The following is a 25,769-nucleotide window of genomic DNA, read 5'->3' as shown; positions in this document are numbered from 1 at the left end:
TGGGGCGAGGGGCGGTCAGGCCGCGGGGCGGCCGAGGCGGTCGCGGAAGAGCCGGAGCACATTGCCGCCGAGCACGCGGGCGATGTCGTCGTCGGCCCAGCCGCGCCGCAGCAGCGCCTCGGTGACCAGCGGCAGCCCGGCGGGCCCTTCGAGGCCGGGCAGGTACCGGTCGGTGCGGACGCCCTCCACGAACGGCTCCGCGCAGCAGGGCGGGGTGGTGTCGGCGATCACCTCCTGCACGAAGTCCGGGCCGAGCCCGACATGGCCGACGCCGGCGACGTTCGCGAGGTGCTCGATATGGTCGACGAGCCGGTCGAGGGTGAAGTCGCTCTCGTGCAGGAACGGAGCGAAGAAGTTCACGCACACCACGCCGCCGTTCGCGGCCGTCGCCTTCACCTGGTCGTCGGTGAGGTTGCGGTGGTGGTCGCGGAGCGCACGCGCCGAGGAGTGGGTGGCGATGACCGGCCGGGTCGCCAGCTCCAGCACATGGCCGACGCCGGCGGCCCCCAGGTGGCTGATGTCGAACATCATGCCGACGCGCTCCATCTCGGCGAGCGCCGCGACGCCCGCGCGGGTGAGCCGGCTGCCAGCCGCGTCCTCGCCGCTGCCGTCGGCGAGCGCCGTGCGCCCGAAGTGCGCGAGGGACGCTATCCGCACGCCGAGCCGGTAGAGGGTCTCCAGGAGTTCGACGTCCTCGCCGATGCCCGGCGCGCTCTCCAGGGCGAGTACGAGCGCGATCCTCCCGTCCGCCAGGGCGGCGTCCACCTCGGCGCCGTCGAGGCAGAGCCGGACCGCGTCGGCGTTCTGGGCGGCGAGCCGGTGCGCGGCCTCGATCATGCGCAGGGTCCGCCGCAGCGCCCCCTCGGGCCGGTAGCCGTCGTCGATGAAGACGGGCAGCACCTGTATGTTCACGCCGCCCGCCACGAGTTGGGGCAGCCACCGCTCGCGGAAGAACGACGCCCACTGGTCCACGGGCCGGGACGTCACGGCGCAGAGCAGGTCGTTGTGGGTGTCGGCGACGACGCTGCGCCGGTGCAGGTCGGCGGCGTGATCGGGGGCCGTGGTCATGCTGGGGCTCCTTTCGGAGGGGCGGGGTCCGCCGTCGGGGGTGCGGGGTCGTCGGCGCCCGGCGGGGCGGGTTGTCGGGTGTTCGACGGGGAGGACCTACCCGCTCCGGGACGCTTGTGATCTTCGGCGTCCGGCGCGGAAGGCCCTCCCGCGAAGTGGCAGGCGGCCCGGTGCGGGCGCCGCTCGGCGTCCGGCGAAGGGTCGGCGGTGCGGCAGACGTCGCGGTCCGCCCGTACGAGCGGGCCCAGCGCGCAGCGCGGGTGGTAGCGGCAGCCGGGCGGCGGCCGGTGCGGATCGCTCGGCTCGGCGTCCACGCCCCCCGGTTCCTCCGCGCCCTCGAACAGCGGCGTGTGCCAGGACGGCGCCGCGCTCAACAGCTCGCGGGTGTAGGGGTGCCGGGGGTCGGAGAGGACCTGTTCCGTGGGCCCGGCTTCGACGATCCGTCCCAGGTACATGACGGCGACGATGTCGCTGACGTACCGCACGACGGCGAGGTCGTGCGAGATGAACAGCATCGACAGGCCCAGCCGCCGCCGTACGTCCCGGACGAGGTTGAGCACCGCGCCCTGCACCGACACGTCGAGCGCGGAGGTGATCTCGTCCGCGATCACCACGTCCGGGCGGCCGGCCAGCGCGCGGGCCAGCGCGACGCGTTGGCGCTGACCGCCGGAGAGCCGGCCGGGCAGCATGCCGGCCCGGTCCGGATCGAGGTTGACCAGTTCGAGGAGGCGCGCCACCTCGGCCTTCCGCTCCCCGGAACGCGTTCTCGCGAACCGCCTGCCGCCGCGCGGCATCGCCTCGGCGATCGACGCCCCGACGCTCATGCGCGGATCGAGCGAGGAGTACGGGTCCTGGAACACCATCTGCAGCGGACGCCGCCCCGCCAGGCGCCGTACGTCCGTGCCGTCGAGCAGCACCCGCCCCGCGCTGACCGGCGCGAGGCCGACGGCGCTGCGCGCGAGCGTCGACTTCCCGGAACCCGACTCGCCGACCAGGCCGACCACGTGCCCGGACGGCACGGTGAGGCTGACGCCGTCCACGGCGGTGAGCCCGCCGCGCCGGGTCCCGTACCGCACGCTCACCCGCTCGAAGACCAGTTCGCTCATGCGCTGCCTCCCGTGGTCTCGACGCCGTGTCCATCGTGCGGCTCGGGCTCGGGCCGGGGCCCGGCCGCGTCGCCCCGGCCGTCCACCGGGTGCCAGCAGGCCACGCGGTGCCGCCGCGCGGGCGGCCCGGTCGCGATCTCCACCGGAACCGGGTCCTCCGTCCGGCACCGCTCGTCGGCGAACGCGCAGCGCGCGGCGAACGCGCACCCCGCCCCGGTCCGGCCCGGCTCCGGCGGCCGGCCCGGAATGACCGCCAGCGGCGCGTCCCGGTCGGTGTCGAGCGCGGGGACGGCGGCGAGGAGCGCCCGCGTGTACGGGTGGCGCGCCGCGGTGCGGAGCCCGGCCGTGGGCAGGTCCTCCACGATCCGCCCGGCGTACATGACCAGCACCCGGTGGCAGCTCTGCGCGACGACGGCGATGTCATGGCTGATCAGCAACAGCGCGGCCCGCTCGCCCCGTTGCTCCCCGCCGCCGGTCCCGCCCCCCGGCACCCGGGCGAGCAGCCGCAGCACCTGCCGCTGCACGGTGACGTCCAGGGCGGTGGTCGGCTCGTCGGCGATGACCAGGCGCGGTTCGCCCATCAGCCCCATCGCGATCATCGCCCGCTGCCGCATCCCGCCGGAGAACTCGTGCGGATACTGCCGGGCCCGCCGCTCGGCCGCCGGCACCCGCACCCCGCGCAGCCGCTCCACGGCCCGCGCGAGCGCCGCGCCGCGCGAGAGCCCCTGGTGCTGCTCGGACACCTCGGCGAGCTGCCGGCCGATCCGCCGCGTCGGGTTGAAGGAGGTCATCGGGTCCTGGAACACCAGCGCCAGCGACGTGCCGAGGAGTGCGCGCACCCGCGCGTCGGACGCCCGCAGCAGCGGCGTCCCGAGGAAGTCCAGGCGGGCGGCGGTGACGACGCCCGGCGCCTCGATCAGCCGGGAGACGCCCAGCGCGGTCAGGCTCTTCCCCGACCCGGACTCCCCGACCACGCCGACGGATTCCCCGGCGCCGACGGTGAAGCTGACGCCGCGGACCGGGGCCACGGGCCCGTCGGGGCCGGGGAAGGCGACGCGCAGGTCCTCCACGGCGAGCACGGGCCCGCTGCCGCCGTCCTCCTCGGCGCGAGCCGCGGGCGCCGGGGTCCGCGCGGGCGGGGCCTTGAGCGGCGCGGGCGCCGTCGAACGTCCGCCGACCACGCCCGCCACGGTCTCCCCGAACAGATTGAAGGCGAGCCCGGCGACCACCACCGCGACGCCCGGCGCGAGCGCCGCCGTGGGGTTGACGTAGATCTGGTTGAGGCCCTCCCCGAGCAGCCGCCCCCAGTCGTAGGCCGGGGCCTGCACCCCGATGCCGAGGAACGAGAGCCCGGCGAAGGCGAGCAGCGCCATCCCCGCGCCGATGGTGGCGTTGACGACCAGCGGCTCGGCGATGTTGGGCAGCACATGCCGTACGAGCAGCCGCACGCGGCCCACCCCGGCGACCCGCGCCGCCGCCACGAAGTCCCGCCCCGCCACCGCCGCGGACAGCGTCTGGACCAGCCGGGCGAACGCGGGCGCCATGGCGAACCCGATGGCGAGGACCGCGCCCTCGGCGCCGACGCCGAAGATCATGGCGAAGAAGAGGGCGAGCAGCAGCCCGGGGAAGGCCACGGCGATGTTCACGGCCGAGGTCACGAGCCGCCCCGCCCACCGGGGCAGCACCGCGGGCGCGGTCCCCAGGACCGTGCCGGCCGCCACCCCGATCACGGTGGCCTCCACCGCGAGCCGGAGGGAGAGCCGCGTCGCGACGAGGACGCGGGCGAGGATGTCCCGCCCCAGGCCGTCCGTACCGAGCACATGCGCGCCGGTCGGCCCCTGCTGGAGGGCGTCCGTGTCGATCGCTGCCGCCCGGCCGCCCCACACCACGGGCGCGAGCAGGGTCAGCGCGATCAGCAGGGCGAGCAGGGCCGCGGAGCAGGCGCCCACGGGCGTGCGCACGACGGCCCGCGCCGTCGCGAAAGCGCCCGGCGCCGCGCCGCTGCCGTTTCGACCGTCTCTGCGCACGGCTCAGGCCCCCCGGATCGTCGAGCGCGGATCGAGCACCGCGAGCACCACGTCGACCAGCAGATTCACCGTCAGCACACCGATGCCGTAGACGAGGACGACGGCCTGCACCACGGGGTAGTCCTTCGACTGGATGGACTGCACGATCGTCGACCCGAGCCCCGGCCACGCGAAGACGTTCTCCACCAGCACCGTCCCGGCGACCAGCCCCGTCAGCACCAGGCCGCCCATGGTGAGCGTCGCGGTGAAGGCGTTCGGCAGCGCGTGCCGTGCGTAGACCCGCACCGCGGGCAGCCGCTTGGCGCGCGCCGTGCGGATGAAGTCGTGGCCGAGCACGGCCAGCATCTCGACCCGCACGATCCGCGCGAGGACGGCGGCGGGCTGGGCGGCCAGGGCCAGTACGGGCAGTACGTACGCACTCATATCGCCGCGCCCGGCCACGGGGAACCACCCCAGATGCACCGAGAACACATAGACGAGCCCGACGGCCAGCAGGAACTCGGGGACCGCCGCCAGCAGCACGCTCGTCGAGGCGAACGCCAGCTCGGCGCCCCTGCGCCGGCCGCCGCGGGTCAGGACGGCCATCGCCACGCCCACCGGGACCGCGATCACCACGGCCACGGCGAAGGCGACGAGCGCCAGTTGGGCCGTCGCCGGGAGCCGGTCGGCGATCTGCCGCGACACCGGCAGATCGCTCAGCATGGACGTGCCGAAGTCGCCCACGGACACCGACCGCAGATAGTGCCAGTACTGCGTCAGCAGCCCGTCGTCCAGGCCGAGCGCCTGCCGCCGCGCGTTCACCGCCTCCACCGGCGCCGTCATCCCGAGCGCGGAGCGCACCGGGTCGCCCGGAATCAGATGGATCATCACGAAGGCCGCGGTGACCACCACCCACAGCGACACCACGAACCGCCCGAGCCGCCGCCCCGCGAAGGACAGCCACGGACTTCCCAGCACCCCCGACAGCACACCGCCCGGCGCCGCGGGCCCGGCAACCACAGTGGACATCAGAAACGACCTCCGTCGGACTCCGTACCGGAACCCAGCGAGTGTCGCGCCCACCAGGGCGCCGCCGATTCGTCTCCGCGCACAAGAAGCGCGCGCCGCCTGGTACTACAGCACAACTGACGGCGCGTGCCGCCTATACGCCTGTACGCGGGTGGGGCGGCCGGGGCGGGCGGTGCCCAATCGGCGGGAGAAGGGCGGCACTCAGAGCGCGATCAGCCCGGCGGGCGTCGTCCTGAACCCGCAGGAATCGAAGTAGAACGACTCCAGGCCATCGTCGAAGTCGACGTGCAGCCACTCGCATCCGGCCGCCCGCGCCCCGTCCACCGCCGCCGCGACGAGGGCGGTGCCGATGCCCCGGTTGCGCCCGGCCCCCGCCACGACCGTGTCCAGGACGAACGCGTGCACGCCCCCGTCCCAGGCCACGTTGACGAACCCGACCAGGCGTCCTTCCTCCCGCGCGCAGACCCACCCCAGGCTGTGCCGCCGCAGCTGCGCGACCCAGTCGGTGGCGAGCGGCGGATGGCCGAAGCCCTCGGCGTGCAGCGCCTCTATGGACTCGTTGTCGATGTCGCCGCGCCATTCATAGGTGATCGTCATGGCGGGATCGTAGTGATGGGGAGGGCGCCGCACCCGTGAATTGACCGGGGTGCGGCCGCGGTGAAGACGGCGTTCGGACGCGTCGAGATGTTGATCTCGCGGATGCCGACGGCCGACCGGACGGCGCCGGTCGGCCGGGTGCGGCGGGCGACGGGTGGGCGGCCGAGGGTCAGCCGTCGGCCAGCGTGGCGCGCAGCGACGGCTGGAGGCGGTCCGCGTGGGCGCGGACCATGTCGTCGCAGAGCCGCCAGATCTGGTCCACGGTCAGCGTGGCGGCGGTGGCCGGGTCGGTCATGGCCGCGTGCCTGATGTGCCGCGGCTCGTTCTCGACGGCGGCGCGGACGACCAGGTCGTTCATGCTCAGGTACGTGCGGTTGAGGGCCGCCAGCTGCGGCGGCAGGGAGCCGGCGCGGGTCGGCTGCACGCCCGTGGCGTCGACCAGGCAGGGCACCTCGACCACTCCGTGGGCCGGGAGGTTGTCGATCAGGCCGCGGTTGGGGACGTTCCCGTAGATGGTGCGCGGGGTGCCGGTGACCATGCTGTGGATGACCTGCGGGGCGTACTCCATGGTGCCCTCGACGGTGAGCGCCTCCCCGGCGGCGAGCGCGTCGCGGGTGTGCTCGTACTCGGCGACGTTCTCGTCGACGATGCCGACGTACGCGCCGATCGGCAGGCGCAGCCGGTCGATCTCGCTGTCGTGGTGCAGGTACCACGGCACGTACTCCGAGGAGTGCTCGCTGGTCTCGGTCGGGTAGTAGCCGAGCCGCCGGTACATGTCGACCCGCACCCGGCGCCGCAGCTGCTCGTCCTTGGCGATGAGTTCGTCGAGGCGGGGGTAGAGGTCCTTGCCCTGGTGCTCGAAGCGCAGCACCCACGCCTGGTGGTTGACGCCCGCGGCCCGGTGGGTGATCTCCTCGAAGGGGACGTCCACGAGCTTGGCCAGGTCGTGCATGGTCCAGTACACCGAGTGGCACAGGCCGACCACCTTGGTCAGGCCGGTGGCCTCGGTGAGGTACTGGATGTTCATGGCCATGGGGTTGGTGTAGTTGAGCAGCCACGCGTCGGGGCAGAGCTCGGTGATGTCCTCGCCGAGCTGCTTGAGGAAGGGGAAGGTGCGCAGGGCGCGGAAGATGCCGCCGACGCCGAGGGTGTCGCCGATGGTCTGGCGCACCCCGTATCGGGCGGGTATGTCGAAGTCGGTACGGGTGGACTCGCCCATGCCGATCTGCACGATGTTGATGACGAAGTCGGCGCCGGCCAGGGACTCGCGGCGGTCGGCGTGGGCGGTGACGCGGGCGTCGGCGTCCAGTTCGCGCGCGATGTAGCGGGCCGCGGCCTCGGCGGTGGCCAGCCGCTCGGCGTCGATGTCGTGCAGGGCGATGTGCGCGTTCTTCAGCTCCGGGAAGGCGAAGAGGTCGGCGAGCAGCCCCTGGGTGAAGACGACGCTGCCGGCGCCGATAAAAGCGATCTTGGGCTGGGTCATGACGGGTGAGCTCCGATGGGAGAGAGGTGGGCGAGGGCTTCGTCCCAGGCGGGCTGGGCGGCGGTGCCTCCATGGGCCCTCGTGGACAGGGCTCCGCACCCGGCGGCGAACCGTAGTGCCTGGTGCGGAGGTTGGTGCATCGCGGTCCTCGCAACGGTGTGGGCGGGCGGTCAGCCCTTGAGGCCGCTGGAGGCGACCGAGCGGATGAAGGCCTTCTGTGCGAAGAGGAACGCGACGAGCACCGGGAGGATCGTCAGGACGTTGCCCGCCATGACCGCGGACCACTTGGTGTGGTGCTGCCCCTGGAAGGTGGTCAGGCCCAGTTGCAGCGTGTACTGCGTGTCGTGGTTGATGGCGATCAGCGGCCAGGTGAGGTCGTTCCACGTGGTCAGGAAGGTCAGCACCGCGACGGTGGAGAGCGCGGGCCGCGCGAGGGGCAGGATGATGGAGTAGATGACGCGCAGCCGGGAGCAGCCGTCGATCCAGGCGGCCTCCTCCAGTTCCCGGGGCAGCGACAGGAAGAACTGCCGCAGTAGGAACACCGCGAACGGCGTGACGAGCGCGGGCACGATCAGCGCGCCGAGGGTGTCGATGAGCCCGAGCTTCTTCATGACCAGGAAGGTGGGGATCATCGTGAGCTGGAACGGGATGGCCATCGTCGCCATCATCAGGACGAGCAGGAACCGTGAGCCGAAGAACCGCATCCGGGCGAACGCGTAGCCGCCGAGCACGCCGAACACCAGGTTGGAGGTGACGGCGACCGCGGAGACGATCGCCGAGTTCAGCAGCCAGCGCACGAACTTGGCGTTGCCGAGGACGTAGCCGTACCCGCCGACGTCGATCTTCGAGGGCCAGAGCGCCGGCGGGAAGCGGTTGATCTCGGCGTCGCTCATGAACGAGCTCAGCAGCAGCCAGATCAGCGGCAGCGCGAACAGCAGGCCCAGCGGCGCGAGCACCAGGTGCCAGCCGCTGAACGGGAGCCGGAAGCGGCGCCGGGCGGCCGGCAGCGCTGTCGGGCGGGAGGTGACCCGTGACGACTCGGTCGTGGTCGCGGTCATGAGGCGGCTGCTTTCGTACGACGGGGGGTGCGCTCGCGGCGGACCACGCGCATCACGACGCCCACGATGATCAGCGCCACGGCGAGGACGTAGGCGGCGGCGGCTCCGTACCCGGCGGTGAACTCCTTGAAGGCCTGCTCCCAGATGAAGTAGACGATCACGGTGGTCGATCCGAGGGGCCCGCCCTTGGTGGTCACGTAGACGAGGTCGAAGACCTGGAGGGACTGGATGGTCTGCCACAGCAGCAGGAACACGCTCACCGGCGCCAGCGAGGGCAGCGTCACATGCCGCAGGATCTGCAGCCGGCCCGCGCCGTCCAGGCGCGCGGCCTCGACCAGGGACGGCTGGACGTCCTGCAGCGCCGCCAGGTAGATGACGGTGCACAGGCCCGTACCGCTCCACAGGGTGATGGCGACCAGGACGAGCAGCGCCTGCGAGGGGTCGGTGAGGAAGCCCTGCGGGGAGATGCCCAGGTGGTTGAGGACGGAGTTGGCCGCGCCGAACTGCGGGTCGAGGATGAAGGAGAACAGCACGCCCTGCGCGGTGGCGGAGATGACGAACGGGACGAAGAACAGCGTCCGGTAGAGCCCGACGAAGCGGATGCGCCGGTTGAGGGCGAGGGCCAGGGCGAGCCCGATGGCGATGCTCAGGGGCACGTACAGCACCGTGTAGAGCAGGGTGTTCCGCACGGCCTGGTGGAAGTTCGGGTCCTGGCTGAGCGCGTGGTAGTTCTCCAGGCCCACCCAGCGGCTCGGGGTGACGAGGTCGTCGGCCTGGAAGGAGAGCAGCAGCGACCAGATGACCGGCAGGACGCTCAGACCGAGGATGACGATCACGGAGGGCGTGATGAACGCCCAGGCCGTGGCCGACTCCTTGCGGCGCCGACGGCGCAGGGCGCGCGGCTCCGACGGTTTCCGCGGCAGGGTCAGAGGCGAGGGGAGTTGGGGCATATCGGGTCCTCAGCGCGGTATGAGCAGGGCGGCGTTGGACTCCTCGGCGCAGGAGCGCACCGCGGCCGCGGGGCTCTTGCGGCCGAGCAGCACGGCGATGATGGCCTGCCCCAGGGAGCGCGAGATGCGCGGGTAGGCCGGGTGCACGGGGCGTACCCGCGCTGTGGTGACGGCGTCGGTGAACACGGACATGCCGGGCGTACGGGCGGCGTGCTCGCGCCAGGCGGGGCGGTCCTCGCTGCGGCGGCTCAGCGGCAGGCTGCCCCCCTCGATGTCCCAGCGGCTGTCCTGGGCGGGCTGGGTCAGCCAGGTGGCGAATGCGAACGCGGCCTCCGCGCGGGCGTCGCCGTTGTCGAACAGCACCCAGGTGTCGGGACCGGAGATGGTCACGGGGCGGCGGCTGAAGGTGGGCAGCGGCACGACGTGGTAGTCGAGCTTCGCCTGGACGATGTCCGGAAGGGCCCAGGGAGCGGAGAGCGACATGCCCATCCGGTGGGAGAGGAAGACCTGGTCCAGCTGCTCGCTGCCGGGCTTGGGGTCGATGTAGACGCTCTTGTCCTCCGCCAGTCTCTTGAGGACCTCCAGGGCGCGGGGGCCCGCCTTCTCGAAGCCGATGCTCTTCCCGTCCTCGGCGATGACGTCGCCGCCCAGGTCCCACACCATGGGCCACAGCCGCCACACCGTGTCCTCGTCGCCGGTGCCGGGCCAGCCGGTGCCGAACCGCCCCTTGGCCGGGCTGGTGAGGCGGCGGGCGATGTCGGTGAACTCGTCCCAGGTCCAGCCCGGCTTGGGCAGGTCGACCCCGGCGTCGGCGAACACCTTCTTGTTGCAGATCACGGCCATGGCGTCGAGGAGGGCGGGCAGCGCGCGGACCTTGCCGTTGACGGTGACGGCCTCGCGGGCCGGCGCGTGGAAGTTGCGCCACGGCATCGGGCCCTGACGCACCTTCTCGGTCAGGTCGACCACCTGCGGGCTGCGGGCCACGTTCGCGAGGTCGGAGCCGAAGATGTAGGCGATGTCGGGGTAGGAGCCGGAGGCGAGCGCGGCGGTCACCTTCTGCAGCATGGTGTCGGCCAGCACGCCGCCGCCCATGTCCACCCGGATCTTCGGGTGGGTGCGCTCGAACTCGGTGGCCAGGCCCTTCATGGCCTTGGCGGCGGTGTCGTTCTGGCCGTGCCACATCTGGATCGTGACGCGGCCGTCGGCGCCGACCCCGCTGGCGGTGTCCGCCGCGCAGCCGGCCAGGGCGCCGCCGGCCGCCGCCGCGAGGGCGCCGACGCCGCCGGCGCGCAGTACACCGCGCCGCGACGGCCGGCCGGGCGCTCGGGGGACTGCTGTCATCACTACCTCCAGGGGTTTGGCGCCCTGCGTCGGGCCGGCGCCGCCGCGGGACGGGGCGGTGCCGGCGGGGAACATAGAAGGGGACGGCAAAGGGGGAGCGGAAGGGGGAGGGGACGGTAAAGGCGGGCGGCGGAGCGGCCGGCACGCGGATTGCGCCGGGTTCCGGCCACCCGGAACCCGGCGCTCGGCTCAGCAGGTCTTGCGGACGTACTCGCTGTTGCCCTTGGGGGTGACGTCCTCATCGCGCTGGACGATGCTCAGCTGGTCGCCCCAGGCGGAGCAGGCCTTGCTCATGCCCTTGTCCGTGTACTCGATGACGAAGACCCGGGAGCCGAAGGCCTTCGTGTACTTCTCGCACTCGTTGTACCGGCCGCACTCCTCGGCGACGGCGAAGTCCGCCCCGGTCGCCTTGTGGTCGGCGGCCAGGTCCGGGGAGTTCTTCTGCCCGGCGGCCAGGCCCTTGGCGTGGGCGTGCTGGGACAGGCGCGTCATGAGGTCCTCGGCCTGGTCCTTGTTCAGGAACTTCTTGTAACGGTCGTACGTGTCGTAGTTGTCGGGCTCGACGGCCTGGAAGCCCTTGGCGGCGCAGGTGTCGATCCACCCGTTGACCTTGGCGGCGATCCGCTTGCGCTTGGCCTCGGTGCGGATGTCGAGGATGGCCTCGCCCCACTTGCCGTCGTAGACGACGTCGCCGTTGCCGTCCTTGAGCAACAGGTCGGAGTCCCAGTCGCCCTCCTTCTTCGGCTGGGTCTGGAAGGCGTTGACGTAGCAGATGTTGTACAGACCGGGCGCGGGGTCCGCCGTGTAGTCGCGGCTGACGGCCTTCACACCGGAGGGCGGGGTGTACGCGCCGCCGATCTGGTAGTCGAAGTTGACGTGCGGCGTGGGCAGCGTGATGCCGGCCTGGGCGGCCGACGCGGTGGATGGGGCGATCAGGCAGGTCGCGGCGGCGGCCGAGAAGGCGGCGGCCACCGTCATGCTCCTGCGCACAACACGATTGAGGCTCATCGTCGAGCTCCAGCTGTTGGGGGCACGGCCCCGCCTCGGAACCCTTGAGCGGGCCCTGGCGACTCAGTCCGGGCTCATGGCGTGGCCAACTACCGGCTGGGCGTACCTCTGCGCCGAGTCTCCGAGACCGGCGTTGCCAGGGAGTAAAGCGAGCGTATTCAGCCATGTCAATAGATCGGTTTTGACTGAACAATGGCCTGTCCGCTCATCAGTACGCGCATTCCGTGCACAGGCATGAGCGAACCCGCTTGTCAGGGCTATGCTCGCTGCGTGCTCCGAACAGACCGCCATGCGCGGATACTCGACCACGTAGCAGCGCAGGGCAGCGCCGACGTCACCCAGCTCGCACGGCTGCTCAACGTCTCACCGGCCACGGTGCGGCGCGATCTGCGGCACCTGAGCGAGCAGCGGCTCCTCGACCGCACGCACGGCGGCGCGCTCCCCAGCGGACTGAGCATCGAGCTGCCGCTCCAGCACCGCGCGGACCAGCGCTCCCCGCAGAAGCAGGCCATCGCGAGAGCGGCCGCCGCCCTCGTGCCGGAGGGGGCCGTCGTCGGACTCACCGGCGGCACCACCACCACCGAAGTGGCCCGCATCCTCGCCGACCGGGGGCCGGTCACGATCGTCACCAACGCCGTCAACATCGCGGCGAACCTGGTGCTCCGCCCCACCGTCACCCTCATCGTGATCGGCGGCACCGCCCGCAGCCAGAGCTACGAACTGGTCGGCCCCATCGCCGAGAAGACCCTCGCCGACCACCACACCGACATCGCCTTCCTCGGCGTCGACGGCATCAGCGCCGCCCACGGCTGCACCACCCACGACCAGCTCGAAGCCGCCACCGACCGCGCCTTCGCCGCCCACGGCAGCCGCACCGTCGTCGTCGCCGACCACTCCAAGATCGGCAGAACCACCTTCGCCAAGATCTGCCCGACGGCCGACGTGCACACCCTCATCACCGACTCCGAAGCCCCGACGGGGGAACTGACGGCCATGGGCGAGCTGGGGGTACGGGTCACGGTAGTCGGCTGAAACCGCACCCCTACCGCGCCGCCCGCCCCGTCGACGCCGAGCCCGGCGTCGAGGCCGCCCCCGCGGGGCCCTCGCTCGCGTCGGCCTCCACCTGCCGCGTCCGTTCCACCGCCCGGTGCCGCAGCCGTTCCGCGGTCCATACCGCGACCCCCGCCGCCGACAGCGCCGCGCCCAGGGCGCACACGCCGCCCCAGCCCGCCGCGCCCCATACCGCGCTGGTCAGCGCGGAGCCGACCGCGCCGCCCACGAAATAGCTGGTCATATAGGCGGAGTTGAGGCGGTTGCGGGCCTCGGGGCGGACGGCGTAGACGAGGTTCTGGTTGCTGATGTGCACGGCCTGTACGGCCAGGTCCAGGACGATCACCCCGGCGAGCAGCGCGACCAGGGGCCAGGGCCCGCCGGAGCCGGCCAGGGCCAGCAGGCCCCAGGAGCCCAGCAGCAGCAGCGCCCCGATGCCGGAGACATGCTGGACCAGGCCCCGGTCCGCCAGGCGGCCCGCCGTCGAGGCGGCCAGCGAACCGGCCGCGCCGACCAGCCCCAGCAGCCCGATCTCCGCCTCCGACCAGCCGTAGGACGGGCCGGACAGCAGGAAGACCAGCGCCGTCCACAACACGCTGAACGGCGCGAACGACAGCGCGCCCAGCGCCGCCCGCCACCGCAGCACGGGCTCGTCCGCGAACATCCGCAGCGTGGAGCCGATCAGCGCCGCGTACCCCCGCCCCGCGGGCGTGGGCAGCACCGGCAGCCGCAGCCGCAGCGCCACCGCCATCAGCAGCATCAGCACGGCGTTGACCCAGTAGACCGTGCGCCAGCCGCCGAGGTCCGCGAGCAGCCCGGACGCCGTACGGGCCAGCAGGATGCCCAGCAGCAGCCCCGTCATGACCGTGCCCACGGTCCGGCCGCGCTCGGCGGGCGGCGCCAGGGTCGCCGCGTACGGCACGACCACCTGCGCCGCGACCGAGGCCAGCCCGGTCAGCGCGGTGCCGACCAGCAGCAGCGTCCCGTCGGGCGCGCTCGCGGTCACGGTGAGGAAGACCGCCGTGGCCGCGCACAGCCCCACCGCCAGCCGCCGCCGGTCCACCAGGTCCCCCAGCGGTACGAGCAGCAGCAGCCCCAGCCCGTACCCGACCTGCGCGACGGTCACCACCAGCGCCGCGGTCGACGCGCTCAGCCCCAGGTCGCGGCCTATGACGTCCAGCAGCGGCTGGGCGAAGTAGTTGCCCGCCACGGACAGGCCGGTGGCGACGGACATCAGCAGCAGCAAGCCGCGCCCCAGCCTCCGGCTCCCCTCAGGGCCGTGCTCCGTCGCTCCCATATGTCCTCCCTGGCGCCCCGCATACGAACAGTCACCGGCCCCGCCGTGGTGGCGAGGCCGGTGCGTACGCTCCAGAGTGAGCCGTCCGCCATCGATGAGTCCAACACATCGTTGTCATCCCATCGATCGCGGAACGAGATCGATCGCTAGGATCCCGCCATGGAGCTCCAGCAGATGCGCTACGTCGTCGCGGTCGCCGAGACCGGCGGCTTCACCCGCGCCGCCGAACGCTGCCACGTCGTGCAGTCCGCGCTCAGCCACCAGATCGCCCGCCTGGAGCAGGAGCTCGGCTCCCGGCTCTTCGACCGTACGAGCCGCAGCGTGCGGCTGACGGCCGCGGGGGAGGCGTTCGTCCCCGTCGCCCGGCAGACCCTGGAGGCCGCCGAACGCGCCCGCGCCGAGGTGGAGGCGGCGTCCGGCGAGGTGCGCGGCCGGCTCGCCGTCGGCGCGATCTCCACCGTCGCGGCCGTCGACCTCGTCAAGGAGCTGGGGGAGTTCCGCGCCCAGCACCCCAAGGTGCGCGTCCGTATGCGCGTCGATATGAGCGAGGAGCTCATCGAACAGGTCCGGCAGGGCACCCTGGACGTCGCCTTCGTGGGCGTGGTGCCCAGCGAGCGCATCAAGGGCGTACGGGAAAAGGTCCTGGCGCACGGCGAGCTGGTGGCCGTGGTCCCGCCGGGCCACCCCCTCGCGGGCCAGGAGAGAGTCGGCCTGCGGCGGCTGGCGCGGGAGACCTTCGTGGACTACACGGCCGGCTCGGCCGCCCGCCGCCAGACCGAGGCGGTGTTCCTCTCCGCCGCGCTGCGGACCGACGTGGCCTTCGAGGTGACCACCGTGGAAATGCTCGCCAAACTGGTACGCGCGGGGCTGGCGGTGGGCATGGTGCCCGAGGCCATCGCCTCCGGCCTCACCGGGCTGCACATCCTGCGCGTCCAGGGCGCGCCCACCCGCACCGAGCGGCTCGTATGGAGCCGCCTCGGCCCCTCCCCGCCCGCCGCCGCGTTCCTGCGCGGCCTCGGCGCGGTCCCGGACGGGGAGTGACTCCGGGGGCGCGACGGCGCGCCGCGCCCCCGGTGAGGAGACCCGCCTCCGTCAGCCGGCCGGCCGTACGTCGGCGGCCTCCGGCTCCCGCTCCGTACGGGACTGCGCCACCACCCGCGGCTGCGCGGCCGCCGGCGCCGACTGACCGGCCAGACCGAGGCGTACGTGCAGGATGCGCGACAGGTCGTCGATGGTGCCGTTGCTGCGCAGCAGCTCCATCGGCGGGATGTCGACGCCGTACCGCTGGTGGACATTGACCAGGACCTGCGCGGCCATCAGCGAGTCCATGCCGTAGTCGTCGAGCCTGCGGTAGGGGTCCAGCTGATCGGCCTCCAGGCGCAGCACCTCGGCCAGCAGTCCGGCGAGGGTGGTGCGGAGGTACTCCAGCGCGTCGTCCGCGTTCATGGCGGCGAGCCGCGCCAGCAACTCCTCCCGGCTCAGCGCGTCCCCGGCCCCGGCGGGGGCGAGGTCCCGCAGCCGGGGGGCGGCCATCTGCGGGATCAGCGCGGGCAGCCGGCTCCAGTCGACCCGCAGGACCGGGGCGACGTCGGCCCCGGAGGTGAGCAGCGGCGCCGCCGCCGCGAACGAGTCGGCCGCGGTCGTCGGCTTGATGCCCATCTGCTCCATGCTGCCGCCCAGTGCGTTGCGGGCGACGTAGCCGGAGTCGGAGATGGGTCCCCAGCCGATGGCCAGCGCCGTCTCGCCCCGCTGCCGCCGGCGGCGGGCCAGCGCCTCCAGGTAGAGGTTGGCGCCCACGTACGGGGCCTGCTTGATGTTGCCGATGACGACGGTGCCCGAGGAGTGCAGCAGGAACAGGTCGAGCTCTGCGCCGCGTTCCGCGGCCGCCGACTCCAGGACCCGCGCGCCCGCCATCTTGGGCGCGAGCGCGGCACGGATCCGCTCCTCGCTCAGCTCGCTCAGCGACGCGTCGTCCAGGTGCATCGCCGCGTGCGCGATCCCGCGCAGCGGCCGCCCCGCCGCCTCCAGTTCGGCCAGGACGGCGCGTACGGCCTCGGGGTCGGTGACGTCCGCGGCGTGCACGCTGACCCGCGCGCCCAGTTCGGTCAGGCGCGCGGCGGTGGCCGCCGCCTCCGGGGCCAGTTCCCCGCGGCGGCTCACCAGGGCGAGGTGCCGCGCGCCGAGCTCCGCCAGCCAGCACGCGGTGGCCGCGCCGAACCCGCCCGTGCCGCCGGTGACCAGATAGCTGCCCTCGGGGTCGAGCCGCGGCGGCGCCGGACGTTCCGCGATGTGCAGGGGCTCGTCCAGCGGGTCGTAGGTGATGACGACCTTGCCCAGGTGGCGGGAGTGCTGGAGCAGCGCGAACGCCTCGGCGACGCGCGCGGCGGGGAAGGCCGTGTGCGGCACCTTCACATGCGCGCTGCCGCTGGCCAGCTCCCCCATCTCCGCGCGCATGCGGGGGAAGCAGTGGTCCGGGATCTGCGAGACGTCGGCGCCGAAGAAGGCGATGTTCCTGGTGAACGGGCGCAGCAGCAGCGGCTTGTTCTCGTAGAAGTCGCGCTTGCCCAGCTCCACGAACCGGCCGCCGGGCTTCAGGAGCTCCAGGCTGCGGGCCATGGCCTCCCCGGCGAGGGAGTTGAGGACCACGTCCACGCCCTGCCCGCCGGTGATGCCGCGGACCTGCTCGGCGAAGTCCAGGGTCCGCGAGTCCAGGACGTGTTCGACGCCCAGGCTCCGCAGGAACGTGCGCTTGAGGTCGCTGCCCGCCGTCGCGATCACCCGCGCCCCCTTGTGCGTCGCGTAGCCGACCGCGGCCAGGCCCACCCCACCCGCCGCGCCGTGGATCAGAACGGTCTCCCCGGGCTGGAGCCGCGCGAGGTCCCCCAGGGAGTACTGCACGGTGGTGACCGCGATGGGGGCCGCCGCCGCCTCGGCGAACGACACCTCATCGGCCAGGCGCCACATCTTCACCGACTGCATCACGGCGTGGCTGGCGCACGCGGAGTACGTCATGCCCACGACCCGGTCGCCGGGCGCGAAGCCGGTCACGCCGGGGCCGCAGGCCAGCACCACGCCCGCGCACTCCAGGCCGACGCCCTCCGAGTCCGCGGCGCTCTCGAAGACCTCGGCGGGCAGCAGCCCGACCGCCTTCATCACGTCGCGGTAGTTGAGGGCGCTCGCGCGCACGTCCACCAGCACCTCGCCCGGCCCCGGCGGGGCCGGTACGGGCGTCTCCTCCCACACCAGCTCGTACGAGAGGCCCGGACGGCGGACCCGCAGCGCGAACGGGGTGTCCCCGGCGGGCCGGGACGGCTCGGGGCGGGGCCGCTCGCGGGGGACGAAGCGGTCGGACGCGGTGAGCACGATCTCGTCCTCGTCGCCGGCCGCGAGCATCTCCCGCGCCAGCCGCAGGGCGTCGGCCGCCGCGTCGCCGCGCCGCAGGCTCACGCGGCGGCCCACGAGAGCGGGGTGCTCATTGGCCAGGGTGCGGGCGACGCCCCAGACCGCCGCGTCCTCGGGGTGGGTGATCTCCTCCAGCGCCGGCAGGGCCCCGCAGGGGCGGGTGACCAGCCACAGCTCGGCGCGGACGCCGTCGGGCAGCCCCTCGCCGGCGGTGGCGAGGGCGCCGAGCGCGGACGCGCGGCGCGCGGCCACGGCGACGGCATCGGGCCCGTCCCCGGTCTCGTCCCCGGGCTCGTCTCCCAGCAGAACGGTGACGACGACCGTCTCCACAGGCTTCGCGCCCGTCACCGCCTCGGTGAGCAGCGCCTCCCACTCCTCGGGCCGCCCGGGCAGCGGCACCGTGCGGACCGCTCCCGCGCCGCGCCCCTCCAGCGTCCCGCCGAGCGCCCGCGCCAGGGGCAGTTCGCTCTCCTGCTCGGCGGCGATGAGGTACGTACCGGCGCCGTCCGCCGGGGGCAGCGCCACGTCCGGCGCCTCCGCCTCGGCCGGGGCGGCGGCGAGGAAGACGGACCACCCCTCGCGCAGCGGCGGCTCGTCGCCCCCCGTCCGCGTCACCGCGTCGAAGCCGCTCTCGGCGAGCAGCCGCGGCCACTCGTCGCGGGGCAGCAGGAGGGAGCCGGGCCGCAGTTCGCGGTCGGTGTGCGCGTAGAAGCTGTCCAGGGCGCCGAACACGGGCGCCAGCACCTCCGCGTCGTGCGTCTCGAACGCCAGCAGCTGCCCGCCGGGGGCCAGCAGAGAACGCACCCGGCGCAGCGATTCCCGCAGGTCGGCGGCGGTGTGCAGGGCGTTCGAGGCCACGATCAGATCGAACTCGCCGGCGGCCAGGCCCTGTTCGGCCGGGTCTCGGTCGAGGTCGAGGGCGGCGTATTCGACGAAGTCGTACGCGGCGAAGTGGGTCTCGGCACGGGTGAGGAAGTAGGTGGAGACGTCGGTGAACGTGTAGTGGGTGCGGTCGGCGGGCAGCAGCGGCAGCAGCGCCGCCGTCGTCCCGCCCGTACCCGCGCCGATCTCCAGCACCCGCAGCGCACGGTCCGCCGGCCACGCGTCGGCCATCCGCTCCACCAGCGCCTGCGCCACCCGGTTGTGGAACCGGCACAGCGGCGAGACGTCGTAGTACTGCTCCAGCATGCGGGCCGCGGAGTCGGAGACCGTCGCCTCGGCGGCGTCCGCGCCGTCGCGGCAGGAGTCCGCCAGGGTCTGGAGCTGCCGTGCGGTGAGGGCGGCGGTGGAGGCGAAGGCCGGGTGGCGGGCGACGAACTCGGCCAGCAGCGACGACGCGGGCGCGGCCGGAGCGCACAGCCGCCACCGGTCGTCCTCCGCCCGCCAGACGCCCTGCCGCTCCAGGAACGGGCCGAGCAGATCGAACAGCCGCCCGTGCCGCGCCGGCAGGCCCCGGGCGATCAGGTCCGCGACGGCGAAGGGCTTGTCCGCGTCGTCGAGCAGCGCGGCGATCAGCTCCCCGTACCGCGCGGCCGTGTAGCGCTGCATGTCCTCCACGGCCTCGCCGTGGCCCGCGTCGCGCCACGCGGCGCGCAGCGCCCCGATCCGCCGGCCGGCCCGCTCCACGAGCTCCGCCGGGGCGGGCAGCGGTACGGGCGTACGGGGCAGCTCCTTGTGCGGGGCCGCCCGCAGCACCGTCTCCATCGCGCCGACCTGCGCGATCCGGCCGATCTGGAGCCTGCGCAGCCGGCACCCCTCCAACTCCGCGGCGACGGTGCCGTCCTCGTCGGTGAGGAGGATGTCCCAGCACACCTCGTCGTCGGTGCGGGCGCGTTCGCGTACGAGCATGAGGCCCTGCGGCGCGGGCGTCTTCCACACCCGCAGCGCGGCGACGGTCGACGGGAGGTAGGGGTGGCCCGCGGCGATCCGGTCCAGCAGGAGGGCCACCCCGGTCTGGAGCGCGCCGTCCAGGAGGGCGGGGTGCACCGTGTACGGGTCGCCGGGCGCGTCGTGCCGGTAGGCGGCCAGCGCGGTGCCCGGCCCGCACCACATCTCCTCCAGGACCCGGAACGCCGGTCCGTAGCACAGCCCGACGGAGTCGCAGGCGCCGTAGAACCGCTCCGCCGCCAGCGGCTCGGGGCATTCCCGGCGGGCTCGTTCCACGTCGAGCGGCTCGGGCCGCGGCCGGAGCCCGGCCCGTACGCGCGCACGGGCGTGGTGCCGTGCCTGCCCGGAGTTCTCGGTGGTGCTGGTGAGGCAGAACGTTCCGTCGTCGGGGTTCAGGGACGCCTGCACGCTCGTGCCGCCCGCGTCGGGCCAGGGCACCACCAGCGCGTTGCTGATGTCCATGTGCTCGACCTCGACCGCCGTGTCCAGCGCCTCCCGCCCCGCGGCCAGCGCCATCTCCAGATAGGCGGTGGCGGGCATGACGACGGAGCCGCCCACCCGGTGGCCGCTGAGCCACGGCACGAGCACCGGCTCGACCGCCCCCTGCCATACGGGCTGGGGCGCGGGCAGCCGCTCGCCGAGCAGCGGGTGCCGCAGCACGCCGTCGCCGCTGGAGCGCACCCAGGACTGCGGGGTGCCCTTCCAGTGCCGCTGCCGCTGCCACGGGTAGGCGGGCAGATCCGCCACCCGGCCGGGCGCCGGCAGCAGCCGCTCCCAGTCGAACTCCGCCCCGGCCGCCAGCAGCGCCGCGCACGCCGTGTCCAGCGCGTGCACGGCGTCCGCCTCCCGGCGCATCGTGGGCAGCACCGCGATGTGCTCGGCGGGACGGCCCGCGGCGAGGCGCCGCAGCGAACCGCGCAGCACCGGGTGCGGGCCGACCTCCAGCAGGATGTCGGCGCCGTCGTCCAGGGCGCGTTCGACCGCGGCGCCGAAGCGCACCGGACGCCGCACGTTGTGCCACCAGTACCGGGCGTCCAGCTCCGGGCCCAGGACGCGGTCCGCGGTGACGGTCGAGTACATCGGCAGGGCCGCGGCCGACGGCTCCAGACCGGCCAGCGCCTCGGTGAGGGCGTCGTGCCGCCCGTCCATGGCCCTGCTGTGGAAGGCGTAGTCCAGGCCGAGGTCGCGGAAGAACACCTCCCGCCGGGCCAGTTCCTCGCCGAGTGCGGCGAGCGCCCCGGCGTCGCCCGACACGGTCACATCCCGGTCGCCGCCGACCGCCGCGATCTCCAGCAGCTCGCCGTACGGGGCCAGCAGCGCCCGCGCCTCCTCCTCGCCCAGCCCCACGGCCGCCATCCGGCCCAGGCCCGCGGTGGGCGCCTGCGCCGCGCCGCGCTCCGCGACGACCCGCGCGGTCTGGGCGAGCGTGAGCGCCCCGGCGAGGTGCGCGGCCGCGACCTCGCCGACGCTGTGACCCACCACCATGGCCGGTTCGACGCCCCTGGCGCGGAGCGCGGCGGCGATGCCCAACTGCACGGCGCACAGCAGCGGCTGCGCGACCTCGGTGGCCGCGAGCCGCCAGTCCTCGGGGGGAGCGGCCAGGCACTCGGCGACCGACCAGCCGAGCCGGGGCGTCAGGTGCGCGTCGAACTCCTCCACCGCGGACCGGAAGTCCGCGTCCCGGGCCAGCAGATCGGCGCCCATCCCGGCCCACTGGGAGCCGTTGCCGCACAGCACGAACGCGACCCGCCCGCCGCGCACCCCCTGGGCCCGCGCGCCGACGGGGCCGCCGGGCTCCGGGCGCGGCGGCGTCCGGTCGGCCCCGGCCAGTTCGGCGAAGGCGCGGGACGCCTCGCCCGGCGTACGGGCCAGCACCAGGGCCCGGTGCTCGTGCCGGCCGCGCCGCCGGCACGTGGTGTGCGCGACGTCGTAGAACTCCTCCTCCGGCAGGTCGGCCAGATGCTCCGCGAACGCGGTCGCGGCCTCGGCCAGGGCCTTCTCGTCGCGCGCCGACACCAGCACCGGAAGCGGAGCGCCCGGCGGGACGCCGGGGTCCGCGGGGCGGGGCGCGGGAACGGGGGCGGCGGAGACGATCGCGTGCGCGTTGGCGCCGCCGAAGCCGAAGGAGTTGACCCCCACCACCGGCCGCTCGGCGGCGGCGACCGGCCGGGGCGTGGTGGTCAGCTCCAGACCGAGCCCCGGGAAGTCGATGTGCGGGCTGGGCTCGTCGGCGTGCAGGGTGGCGGGGATCGTCCCGTGCCGCAGGACCAGCAGCGCCTTGCACAGCCCCGCCATGCCGGACGCGGGCTCCAGGTGGCCGAGGTTGCTCTTGACGGAGCCGAAGGGCAGGTCCCCGGTGATGCGGCGGCTGCCCAGGGCCCGGCCGATCGCCATCGCCTCCAGCGGGTCGCCCGCCGGGGTGCCGGTGCCGTGCGCCTCGAAGTACACCAGCTCGTCGGGGTCCACGCCGGCCCGCGCGTACACCTGGCGCAGCAGGTCCTCCTGGGCCCGGTCGTTGGGGAGCGCGATGCCCAGGGTCCGGCCGTCGCTGTTGGCCCCGGTGCCCAGGATCACCCCGTGCACCCGGTCGCCGTCGGCCAGGGCCGCCTCCAGCGGCTTGAGGATCACCACGCCGCCGCCCTCGGCGCGTACGAACCCGTCGGCCCGCGCGGAGAACGGCGCCGGCACCCCGCGCACCGACAGCATCGACGCCTGGGAGAAGCCCACGTAGTGGTACGGGGAGATCAGCAGGTTCGCGCCGCCGCACACGGCGACGTGGCTGGTGCCCTCCCACAGCGTGTGGCACGCGCGGTCCAGGGCGATGAGCGACGACGAACAGGCCGTGTCCACGGCCATGCTCGGGCCGCGCAGATCGAAGGCGTACGACAGGCGGTTCGCGGCCAGCGACGAGGCGCCGCCGGACATCGTGTACGGGCTGATGGACCGCTGCGCCATCAACTGGAGCGCCCCGTAGGACGCGTCGGAGATCCCCACGTAGACGGCGGTGTCCGAACCGGCGAGCCGCCGGGGCGCGATGGCCGCGTCGTCCAGCGCCTCCGCGGCCAGCTCCAGCAGCAGCCGGTGCTGCGGGTCCATCTGCTCCGCCTCCGCGGGCGAGATCCCGAAATAGGCGGCGTCGAAGGACGCGACGTCCGCCAGGAAGCCGCCGGCGGCCGTATAGCTCTTGCCCGGCCGCGGCACGCCCGTATCCACGAAGCGCTCCGCCTCGAACCGGTCGGGCGGCGCCTCCCCGACCAGGTCGCGCCCCTCCTCGAGCGCCGACCACAGCTCGCGGAGCGAGTTGACCCCGCCGGGCAGTCGGCAGGCGGCCCCGACCACGGCGATGGGCCGGCGGGGCGCCGCGTTGCTCTGCTGCATCGATCCTCTTCTCGTCGGATTCACGTGGGTCACATCGGATTCGCGCCAGGCCGGCGTCGGACTCGCGTCGGATACACGTCGGATTCGCGTCGGACTCCGGTGGGCGGCAGACGGCCGCACGCCACTGCCAGGTCACGCACCGTAGTGGGCGATTGCTGTCAAGAACGGTTGGAGTCGCCCATCGCGGGAGAATGCCTCAGAAACGCTGAAGAGGGTGAAAAGAGGTCTCTGCGTCACCTTCACTCGTAGGGGTGGTTTCGGGAACACCCTGCCGGGCGTGCCACGCCCGGCCCACAGGCCCGGACGAGGCCCGGACACGGGACGCCGGAAGCCCGCGACCGGAGCGCGCACCGTCGCCGCGGTGATCGGATCGGCCGGTATACGCCGCCCCGGCGGCCCCGGTGGCCCCGGCGGCCCCGAGGCAAGAACTCGCAGAGGAGCGCGCTGTGTCAGTCGTCATCACAGGAGCAAGCGGATTCCTGGGCAGCCGCGTCCTGCGGCACCTGCTCGCCGGGGAGGCCGGGAAGGCGGGGGAGGCGGGGGAGACCCGCGAAACCGTGACCGTGCTGGGCCGCGGCTCCCCGGAGACCCTGCGTGAGCGCGTAGAGGCCGCCGTCGCCTGGCTCGACGGCCCGCCCATCGCGCCGGACGCGTGGCGGCGCCTGCGCTACGTGAGCGCCGACCTGACCCGGCCGGCGCTGGGACTGACGCCCGAGCAGCTCGCCGAAGTCGCCGCCGACGCCCGCGAGGTGTGGCACTGCGCCGCCCTCCTCCACCTCGCGGGCGACCAGTCGGAACTGTTCAGCACCAACGTCCGCGGCACCCGCGCCGTACTGGACCTGGCCGAACGGGCCCCGGACGCCCACCTCGTGCATGTGAGCACCGCCTTCGTCGCCGGCCGGCGGGACGCGGGCCACATCATGGAGGACGACCTCAGCGACGCCGACGGCTTCCACACCCGGTACGAGGAGACGAAGTACACCGCCGAGCGCATGATCCGCGCCTGGACCGCGGCGAAGGGCCGCCGCGCCGTCATCGCCCGCCCCAGCCTCCTCGTGGCCGACCGCCCGGCCCCCGCCGGACTGCCCGCGCAGCCCCTGGACTACGTGGCCCGCCTCGTCGACGACACCCTCCGCCCCCGCACCGGCCCGCTCCCCGAACTCCCCATGCGCGGCGGAGTCCTGCCCATGCGGCTCCAGGGCGACCCGAACGGCACCATGAACCTCCTCCAGGCCGACTACGCCGCCGAGGCGCTGATGCGCGTGGCCGCCGCCGGCCGCGCCCGTACCGGCGTCGGCGTACGCACCGTGCACATCACCCACCCCCGCGAAGTCGCCTTCCCCGCGGCCCGCGACGCCCTGCGCGACCTCTACCCCGGCCTGCGCCTCACCGTCGTCCCGACCGTACGCAACCCCTCCCGCCACGAGGCCCTCGTCATCGAACACGCCGGCCACCTCCTCGACTTCGGCGTACAGCGGCGCACGTACGACCGGACCCACCTGCGCGAGGACGTGGGCGACCTCCCCGAGCCGCCGGACGTGGACGCGGCCTACCTCAGCCGCGCCTTCGACCGCGACGGCGCGAGCCGGACGGCGGCGGTGTAGCGCCGTGAAGGGGCCGCGCGCTGCGAAGGGGCCGCGGGAGGGGACGCGAACCGCCGGGCGGGGGAAGGCTCGTCGGCCGGAGCGGCCGGAGCGGCGGGAGGAAGCGGATACGGCTCGGCGGGGTAGGGGCCGTTGGCCGGGGTGGGGGGAGGAAGCGGGTATGCCTCGTCCGAGTGCGGACCGTCGGTGGTCGGAGCGGCGCACGGGCTCGGAGCCGGGCGCCGGGGCGGTTCTGCTCTCCGACGCGGGGCTGGCGAGGTACCGGGCCGGCCACCCCCGGACCAGCCTGGCGATCGGGGCCGCTCTGGTCTGCGCCGGTCCGGTGCCCGAGGACGCCCTGCTGCGGACGGTCCTCGAACGTTCCGCGGCGTCCTTCCCCGCGCTCGGCGCCCCCGAGGCGGCGGCCGGCCGGATGCGGTACGCGGCAGTGGACGCCGCCGACGCGACGGTGGGCCGCTGGCACCGGACGCTGGACGCCGAGGCGGCCCGCCCGCTGCCGGAAGCGGGCTGGGACTGCACGGTCCTGACCGGGCTGCCGGGCGACCGGTTCGCGCTGCTGTGGCGCGGGGACCACGTCCTGCTCGACGGCGGCGGCGTCGCGACCGTACTCGCCGCGCTCTGCTCCCCCGAGGCCCCGGACGGCGCCACCGCCTTCTCCGCCGCCGCCCGTCGCGCGCCCCGGCGCGGCGGCGGCGGAGTGACGGCCGCCCGGCGGGCCGTCGCCGACCTGGTCCGCGCGGGCCGGGCGGTGGCCGGCCCGATGCTGGACCGCGGCGGCCGGGCCGACCGGCTCGCCGATGTACGGGCCGATGTACGGGCCGATGTACGGGCCGATGTACGGACCGACGCCCCGCCCCGCCTGCGCCACCTCTTCGCCCACACCCGCCTCGACGTCCTGCGCCGCATCGGCCACCGGCACGGCGCGACCGTCAACGACGTCTATCTGGCGGCACTGGCCGGGGCGCTGCGCGCGTGGGCGGGGGAGGGGACCGCCGACAGGCTGCGTGCGGTACGGGCCCTGTGCCCGGTCAACATCCGCCGCCACCGAGAAGGCGTCCTGCGCAACCGCCACATCCCCGGCCGCGTCACCCTGCCCGTGGATGTCGCCGCCCCGCGCGAGCGGTTGGCCGCGGTCACCGCGCGGACGGCGGGCCTGGCACGCGCCTTGCGCCACCCCGTGGTGCACGGCGTGTTCTGGGGGCTGCCGCGCTCGCTGGGCGCGTGGTGCATGGAACGCTACTTCCGCCCCGACCGCGCCACGCTTCTCGCCAGCAACGTCCACGGCCCCGCCCACCCGCTCCGCTTGGCGGGCGCGCCCGTACAGGAGGTGCTCCCGCTCAACTTCCTCCCGGCGGGCCACCCGCTGTCCGCGGTGCTGGTGTCCGTGAACGGCCGGGTGAGCGTGGGTTTCACGGTCGATGCCGAGGTGCGGGGGACGGCTGACCTGCCCGGCTTGTGGCTGCGAGAGCTGGAGGAGCTGGAGGAGTTGGGCGGCTGAGGGCGAC

General features: G+C 74.1%; 16 protein-coding genes and 1 pseudogene. 4 read left to right on the top strand and 13 right to left on the bottom strand.

The genetic code is table 11. The annotated features are described in order from the left end of the window. Positions 1 to 15: 15 nt before the first annotated feature. From AB0I49_RS08055 to AB0I49_RS08005, 11 genes and pseudogenes are all read right to left on the bottom strand, one after another. Positions 16 to 1,068 carry a dipeptidase gene (locus tag AB0I49_RS08055; RefSeq protein ID WP_363225974.1) on the bottom strand — a complete coding sequence of 351 codons (1,053 nt, stop codon included), beginning with the start codon at positions 1,066 to 1,068 and terminating at the stop codon, positions 16 to 18. Beyond that, positions 1,065 to 2,174 carry an ABC transporter ATP-binding protein gene (locus AB0I49_RS08050; protein WP_363225973.1) on the bottom strand — a complete coding sequence of 370 codons (1,110 nt, stop codon included), beginning with the start codon at positions 2,172 to 2,174 and terminating at the stop codon, positions 1,065 to 1,067. The genes AB0I49_RS08055 and AB0I49_RS08050 overlap by 4 nt, the downstream gene beginning before the upstream one ends. Further along, entirely contained in the window at positions 2,171 to 4,201 is a 2,031-nt protein-coding gene (locus AB0I49_RS08045) for a dipeptide/oligopeptide/nickel ABC transporter permease/ATP-binding protein (protein ID WP_363225972.1), read from the bottom strand. The genes AB0I49_RS08050 and AB0I49_RS08045 overlap by 4 nt, the downstream gene beginning before the upstream one ends. 3 nt (positions 4,202 to 4,204) lie before the next feature. Then, positions 4,205 to 5,209, bottom strand: a complete 1,005-nt coding sequence (locus tag AB0I49_RS08040; protein WP_363225971.1) for an ABC transporter permease — start codon at positions 5,207 to 5,209, stop codon at positions 4,205 to 4,207. Between the two features lie 201 nt (positions 5,210 to 5,410). After that, positions 5,411 to 5,806, bottom strand: a complete 396-nt coding sequence (locus AB0I49_RS08035) for a GNAT family N-acetyltransferase (protein WP_363225970.1) — start codon at positions 5,804 to 5,806, stop codon at positions 5,411 to 5,413. 169 nt (positions 5,807 to 5,975) lie between these two features. Further along, positions 5,976 to 7,289, bottom strand: coding sequence for an alpha-glucosidase/alpha-galactosidase (locus AB0I49_RS08030; protein ID WP_363225969.1), 1,314 nt, complete (start codon positions 7,287 to 7,289; stop codon positions 5,976 to 5,978). Further along, a pseudogene (locus AB0I49_RS08025) lies at positions 7,286 to 7,408 on the bottom strand (carbohydrate kinase family protein); the annotation flags it as partial. The pseudogene AB0I49_RS08025 and the gene AB0I49_RS08030, both read right to left, overlap by 4 nt. 51 nt (positions 7,409 to 7,459) lie before the next feature. Beyond that, positions 7,460 to 8,347, bottom strand: coding sequence for a carbohydrate ABC transporter permease (locus AB0I49_RS08020; RefSeq protein WP_363225968.1), 888 nt, complete (start codon positions 8,345 to 8,347; stop codon positions 7,460 to 7,462). Then, positions 8,344 to 9,297: a sugar ABC transporter permease gene (locus tag AB0I49_RS08015; RefSeq protein WP_363225967.1), complete on the bottom strand. Its 954-nt coding sequence runs from the start codon at positions 9,295 to 9,297 to the stop codon at positions 8,344 to 8,346. The genes AB0I49_RS08020 and AB0I49_RS08015 overlap by 4 nt, the downstream gene beginning before the upstream one ends. A gap of 9 nt (positions 9,298 to 9,306) precedes the next feature. After that, a complete protein-coding gene (locus AB0I49_RS08010; protein WP_363225966.1) occupies positions 9,307 to 10,638 on the bottom strand; it encodes an extracellular solute-binding protein in 1,332 nt (443 codons plus the stop codon). Positions 10,639 to 10,827: 189 nt separating this feature from the next. Further along, positions 10,828 to 11,646, bottom strand: coding sequence for an endo alpha-1,4 polygalactosaminidase (locus AB0I49_RS08005; RefSeq protein ID WP_363225965.1), 819 nt, complete (start codon positions 11,644 to 11,646; stop codon positions 10,828 to 10,830). Between the two features lie 270 nt (positions 11,647 to 11,916). Between AB0I49_RS08005 and AB0I49_RS08000 the strand changes: the two genes are divergently transcribed. Beyond that, entirely contained in the window at positions 11,917 to 12,678 is a 762-nt protein-coding gene (locus AB0I49_RS08000) for a DeoR/GlpR family DNA-binding transcription regulator (RefSeq protein WP_363225964.1), read from the top strand. A 10-nt stretch (positions 12,679 to 12,688) separates the two neighbouring features. Here AB0I49_RS08000 and AB0I49_RS07995 read toward each other — a convergent pair whose 3' ends face one another. Then, the gene (locus AB0I49_RS07995; RefSeq protein ID WP_363225963.1) at positions 12,689 to 13,993 is read right to left on the bottom strand and encodes an MFS transporter; all 1,305 of its coding nucleotides are present in this window, start codon (positions 13,991 to 13,993) and stop codon (positions 12,689 to 12,691) included. A gap of 159 nt (positions 13,994 to 14,152) precedes the next feature. Here AB0I49_RS07995 and AB0I49_RS07990 point away from each other — a divergent pair, with 159 nt between their 5' ends. Then, positions 14,153 to 15,034: a LysR substrate-binding domain-containing protein gene (locus AB0I49_RS07990; protein ID WP_363225962.1), complete on the top strand. Its 882-nt coding sequence runs from the start codon at positions 14,153 to 14,155 to the stop codon at positions 15,032 to 15,034. A gap of 51 nt (positions 15,035 to 15,085) precedes the next feature. Here the strand turns inward: AB0I49_RS07990 and AB0I49_RS07985 are convergent, their stop codons facing one another. After that, a complete protein-coding gene (locus AB0I49_RS07985; RefSeq protein ID WP_363225961.1) occupies positions 15,086 to 22,660 on the bottom strand; it encodes an SDR family NAD(P)-dependent oxidoreductase in 7,575 nt (2,524 codons plus the stop codon). A 446-nt stretch (positions 22,661 to 23,106) separates the two neighbouring features. Between AB0I49_RS07985 and AB0I49_RS07980 the strand changes: the two genes are divergently transcribed. After that, on the top strand, positions 23,107 to 24,264 hold the full coding sequence (locus AB0I49_RS07980; RefSeq protein WP_363225960.1) for an SDR family oxidoreductase: 1,158 nt from the start codon (positions 23,107 to 23,109) through the stop codon (positions 24,262 to 24,264). 160 nt (positions 24,265 to 24,424) lie between these two features. Then, a complete protein-coding gene (locus AB0I49_RS07975) occupies positions 24,425 to 25,762 on the top strand; it encodes a WS/DGAT domain-containing protein (protein ID WP_363225959.1) in 1,338 nt (445 codons plus the stop codon). Positions 25,763 to 25,769 lie beyond the last annotated feature (7 nt).

Source organism: Streptomyces sp. NPDC050617 (genome assembly GCF_040654795.1).
Taxonomy (GTDB): domain Bacteria; phylum Actinomycetota; class Actinomycetes; order Streptomycetales; family Streptomycetaceae; genus Streptomyces.
This window is presented reverse-complemented; position numbering and strand designations above follow the sequence as displayed.

Excerpts from the sequence above, each read along its gene's own strand:
- AB0I49_RS08005 (WP_363225965.1), bottom strand. The coding sequence starts at position 11,646 with ATGAGCCTCAATCGTGTTGTGCGCAGGAGCATGACGGTGGCCGCCGCC.
- AB0I49_RS08015 (WP_363225967.1), bottom strand. The coding sequence starts at position 9,297 with ATGCCCCAACTCCCCTCGCCTCTGACCCTGCCGCGGAAACCGTCGGAG.
- AB0I49_RS08035 (WP_363225970.1), bottom strand. The coding sequence starts at position 5,806 with ATGACGATCACCTATGAATGGCGCGGCGACATCGACAACGAGTCCATA.
- AB0I49_RS07975 (WP_363225959.1), top strand. The coding sequence starts at position 24,425 with ATGCCTCGTCCGAGTGCGGACCGTCGGTGGTCGGAGCGGCGCACGGGC.
- AB0I49_RS08010 (WP_363225966.1), bottom strand. The coding sequence starts at position 10,638 with ATGACAGCAGTCCCCCGAGCGCCCGGCCGGCCGTCGCGGCGCGGTGTA.
- AB0I49_RS08020 (WP_363225968.1), bottom strand. The coding sequence starts at position 8,347 with ATGACCGCGACCACGACCGAGTCGTCACGGGTCACCTCCCGCCCGACA.
- AB0I49_RS07990 (WP_363225962.1), top strand. The coding sequence starts at position 14,153 with ATGGAGCTCCAGCAGATGCGCTACGTCGTCGCGGTCGCCGAGACCGGC.
- AB0I49_RS07995 (WP_363225963.1), bottom strand. The coding sequence starts at position 13,993 with ATGGGAGCGACGGAGCACGGCCCTGAGGGGAGCCGGAGGCTGGGGCGC.
- AB0I49_RS07985 (WP_363225961.1), bottom strand. The coding sequence starts at position 22,660 with ATGCAGCAGAGCAACGCGGCGCCCCGCCGGCCCATCGCCGTGGTCGGG.
- AB0I49_RS08040 (WP_363225971.1), bottom strand. The coding sequence starts at position 5,209 with ATGTCCACTGTGGTTGCCGGGCCCGCGGCGCCGGGCGGTGTGCTGTCG.
- AB0I49_RS08050 (WP_363225973.1), bottom strand. The coding sequence starts at position 2,174 with ATGAGCGAACTGGTCTTCGAGCGGGTGAGCGTGCGGTACGGGACCCGG.
- AB0I49_RS08055 (WP_363225974.1), bottom strand. The coding sequence starts at position 1,068 with ATGACCACGGCCCCCGATCACGCCGCCGACCTGCACCGGCGCAGCGTC.
- AB0I49_RS08030 (WP_363225969.1), bottom strand. The coding sequence starts at position 7,289 with ATGACCCAGCCCAAGATCGCTTTTATCGGCGCCGGCAGCGTCGTCTTC.